Source organism: Pengzhenrongella sp., from assembly GCF_036565025.1.
In the GTDB taxonomy this organism is placed as follows: domain Bacteria; phylum Actinomycetota; class Actinomycetes; order Actinomycetales; family Cellulomonadaceae; genus Pengzhenrongella.
The window spans coordinates 1-3,427 of sequence record NZ_DATCNW010000280.1; the positions used below are offsets into that span (position 1 = coordinate 1).

Below are 3,427 nucleotides of genomic sequence, written 5' to 3' on the forward strand. Positions count from 1 at the left end.
GACGACGTCGTCGTGCGTCCCGGGGGGTTGCTGGGTCTGGCGGAGCGCGGCAGCCAGCAGCGTCTCCTTGTCCTTCCATCGCAGGTAGATCGACGACTTCCCGACGCGCGAGCGTGCCGCGACCTCATCGATCGTCAGGCCGACCCAACCGGTCTCGCCGAACACCTCGAGCGTCGCGGCGAGGGCGCGGTCCTCGAGTTGCGGATCGCGCGGGCGCCCGCGCGTGCGGCGGACCCTGGTCTCCTGCGGCGCCTCCGATCCAGTCACCTCACGACCCTAGCGATCCGTTCGGCGCGAAACTGATCTATTATCTGCGCATGGATGCAGATAGCCAGGGACGACGGCGGCTGGACGATGAGCAGGTGGACCTCGCCGTCGAGGTGTTCCGGATGCTCGCCGATCCGACCCGGGTCCGGTTGCTGTGGAGCCTGGTCGGCCGCGAGCTGCCGGTCAACGAGCTCGCCGCGAAGCTCGGCAAGCCCGGGCCGTCGGTCTCCCAGCATCTCGCGAAGCTGCGCATGGCGCGGCTCGTCCAGACCCGTCGCGACGGCACGAGCGTGTTCTACCGCGTCGCGAACGAGCACATCGAGCAGCTCGTCACCGACGCGGTCTTCAACGCCGAGCACGCGTCGTTCGACATCCCGCCCCACCACCGCACGGACGCAGACCGCTCCGAGCAGCAATCCGCAGAAGAGGTCTGACATGAGCGAGCACGAGCACGAGCACCCGCACGAGCTTCCGCACGAGCACCCGCACGAGGACGGGCACGACTCCGACCACGACCACCCGCATCCCCACCCGAACGACCACCGGCACGACCCCGACCACGACCACCCGCATCCCCACCCGAACGACCACGGGCACGATCACTCGCATCCCCACGGCCACACCCACCGCACCGGCGTCGCGGGGTTCCTCACGAATCTCTTCGCCCCGCACAGCCACGACGCGGCGGACTCGATCGACGACGCGCTCGAGGGCAGCGTGCAGGGCGTGCGGGCGGTGAAGATCAGCCTGGTCGCGCTCGGGGTCACCGCGCTGCTCCAGCTGGTCGTCTTCATCATCTCCGGCTCGGTCGCGCTGCTCGCGGACACGATCCACAACTTCTCCGACGCGCTCACCGCGATCCCGTTGTGGATCGCGTTCGTGATCGGCCGGCGCGCCGCCACCCGCCGCTACACCCATGGGTACGGCCGCGCGGAGGATCTCGCCGGGCTGTTCATCGTCGGGATGATCGCGCTGTCCGCGGTGGTCGCGGGCATCGAGTCGGTGCGCCGACTGGTGAACCCCGTCGAGCTGCAGAATCTGTGGTGGGTCGCCGCCGCGGGCCTGGTGGGCTTCGCCGGCAACGAGCTCGTCGCGGTCTACCGCATCCGGGTGGGACGGCGGATCGGCTCGGGCGCGCTGATCGCCGACGGCCTGCACGCCCGGACCGACGGGTTCACCTCACTGGCCGTGCTCGTCGGCGCGCTGGGCGTCGAGGCCGGGTTCCCGCTCGCCGACCCGATCGTCGGGCTGCTCATCACGGTGGCGATCCTGCTCGTGCTGCGCACCGCGGTGCGCGACGTCTTCCGCCGGCTCATGGACGGCGTCGACCCGGACGTCGTCGACCAGGCGGAGGCGGTGCTGGCGGCCGTGCCGGGGGTCCGTTCAGTGCGGCGGGTCCGGATGCGCTGGGTCGGCCACGAGCTGCGCGCCGACGTCGATCTCGACATCGCCGAGGCGACCACCCTCGCGGACGCGCACCTGCTGGCGCACGAGGCGGAGCTGCACCTGGTGCGCGCCGTCCCCAAGCTCACCGAGGCGATCGTTCACGCCTACCCTGCCCGAACCGCGGCCTTTTGACGGCGGTGTCCACGTCCTTGCGGAGCAGCGCGTCGAGCACCACGCGCTCGCAGACCTCGTGGGTGAGCGCGGCGTCGGTCGCGTCGAGCAGTCGGCCCTCGCTCACGGCGTCCAGGAACTCCCCGCACATCGCCTCGAACCCGCGCAGCCGGGTCGCGGGTGCCCAGCCGTCGCGGCGCACCAGCTGCTCGACACCCGTCAGGTCGACGACATCGGCGAGGTCCGTCACCGTGCGCCGTCGACCGTCGCCGATGACGTCCAGCACCTCCTGGGTCGCCCCCGCCGTCCAGCTCATGATCCCGACGGCCAGGCACCCGTTGCCGGTGAACTGGATCGCGAGCCGGCGGCAGCGGCTGCGGTCGTCCACGCTCGTGGACACCACCAGGTCGGCCATCTCGGACGGGACCAGGAAGCGCAGCGTGTCGATCACGTGGATGAAGTCGTCGAACACCATGTCCCGCACGAGACCGGGCTTCGACTCGCGGTGCTTCGTCAGGGTGACCACGTCGAGGTCCCCCCACTGCGACAGCGTCCGGTACGCCGGCGCGTACCGGCGGTTGAACCCGACCATCAGCGAGACCCGCAGCTGGGCGGCGAGCACCGCGAGGTCGTGCGCCGCGGTCTGATCGGTCGCGAGCGGCTTGTCGACGAGCACGGGCACGCCGGCGTTCAGCAGCTCGGCGACGATCGCCGGGTGCGTCGGCGACGGCGTGTGCACGAACGCCGCGTCCAGGCCGGACGCGATCGCCTCGCTCACGGACCCGTACAGGTCCCGCACTCGGTACGCGTCACCGACCGCGATCAGGGTGCGCGGAGTGCGCGTGACCAGCACCGGCGTGACGCCCGGCATGCTGGTCAGGACGGGCAGGTACGCCTTCTGTGCGATCGCGCCGAGCCCGATGATGCCTACCCGCATGCTCGTCACCTCGTGTTGCCCGCGTGGTTGTGCGCCGGCCCGCGTCGGCTCCCGTCGATTGCCGGGCCTGGCAAGGCTAATCGGCCCGGGCGCCGTCGGGCGACATTGTCCGGTGTGGTCCACGATGGGACGCATGGACGTCGTCCGCCAGGCACCTGCCCGTCCGGCCTCGCTCGAGGATCTCATCGTCCCGGTGATCCCGAGCATGATCACGTCCATCGTGCTGGATGCGGTCACCGACCTTTCCGGCCCCGCGAAGCTCACGGTGGCCGCGGTGCTCGCCATCGTGCTGTGGTGGCTGGTGCGTGGCAGGCGCGGCGGGGCGCCGGCGCGGGCCCGGACCCTGGTGCTGAGGTACTGGCGGTGGGGCCTGCTCGGCCTGGGCACGCTGGCCGTGCTCGCGCTCGTCGTGACGATCCTGGTCACCGGCAAGCCGTCGTGGGGCAACGCGGCGCTCGGCGTCGTGGCCTTCGCGGTGCCGGCCCTGATCGCGGCCCGGGGCGGGCGCACCGCCGGCGCCGTTGCGGCCGCCATCGCGGGCGGGCTGCTCGGGATCTGCATCGCGATCGTCCTCGGGTCCGCCGGGCTCGTCGCTGTCCAGTTCGGCACCGGCGGGTACTGATCCGCTGAGGTCCGCGCGGCCGCGCGCGCCGCCCGGCTGCGGCG

General features: G+C 71.8%; 5 protein-coding genes. 3 read left to right on the forward strand and 2 right to left on the reverse strand.

Translation table 11 applies throughout. The annotated features are described in order from the left end of the window. On the reverse strand, positions 1-267 hold a 267-nt coding region (locus VIM26_RS16200), incomplete at its 3' end, for a helix-turn-helix domain-containing protein (protein WP_331953004.1). A gap of 50 nt (positions 268-317) precedes the next feature. Between VIM26_RS16200 and VIM26_RS16205 the strand changes: the two genes are divergently transcribed. Both VIM26_RS16205 and VIM26_RS16210 read left to right on the forward strand, forming a co-directional pair. Continuing rightward, entirely contained in the window at positions 318-701 is a 384-nt protein-coding gene (locus VIM26_RS16205; protein WP_331953006.1) for a metalloregulator ArsR/SmtB family transcription factor, read from the forward strand. A gap of 1 nt (position 702) precedes the next feature. Beyond that, on the forward strand, positions 703-1,845 hold the full coding sequence (locus tag VIM26_RS16210; RefSeq protein ID WP_331953008.1) for a cation diffusion facilitator family transporter: 1,143 nt from the start codon (positions 703-705) through the stop codon (positions 1,843-1,845). Here VIM26_RS16210 and VIM26_RS16215 read toward each other — a convergent pair. After that, positions 1,796-2,761, reverse strand: coding sequence for a Gfo/Idh/MocA family oxidoreductase (locus VIM26_RS16215; protein ID WP_331953010.1), 966 nt, complete (start codon positions 2,759-2,761; stop codon positions 1,796-1,798). The two genes, VIM26_RS16210 and VIM26_RS16215, sit on opposite strands and share 50 nt — an antisense overlap. Before the next feature lie 133 nt (positions 2,762-2,894). On the opposite strand from VIM26_RS16215, the gene VIM26_RS16220 reads away from it, so the two are divergent. Further along, the gene (locus tag VIM26_RS16220) at positions 2,895-3,383 is read left to right on the forward strand and encodes a hypothetical protein (protein WP_331953012.1); all 489 of its coding nucleotides are present in this window, start codon (positions 2,895-2,897) and stop codon (positions 3,381-3,383) included. Positions 3,384-3,427: the final 44 nt, after the last annotated feature.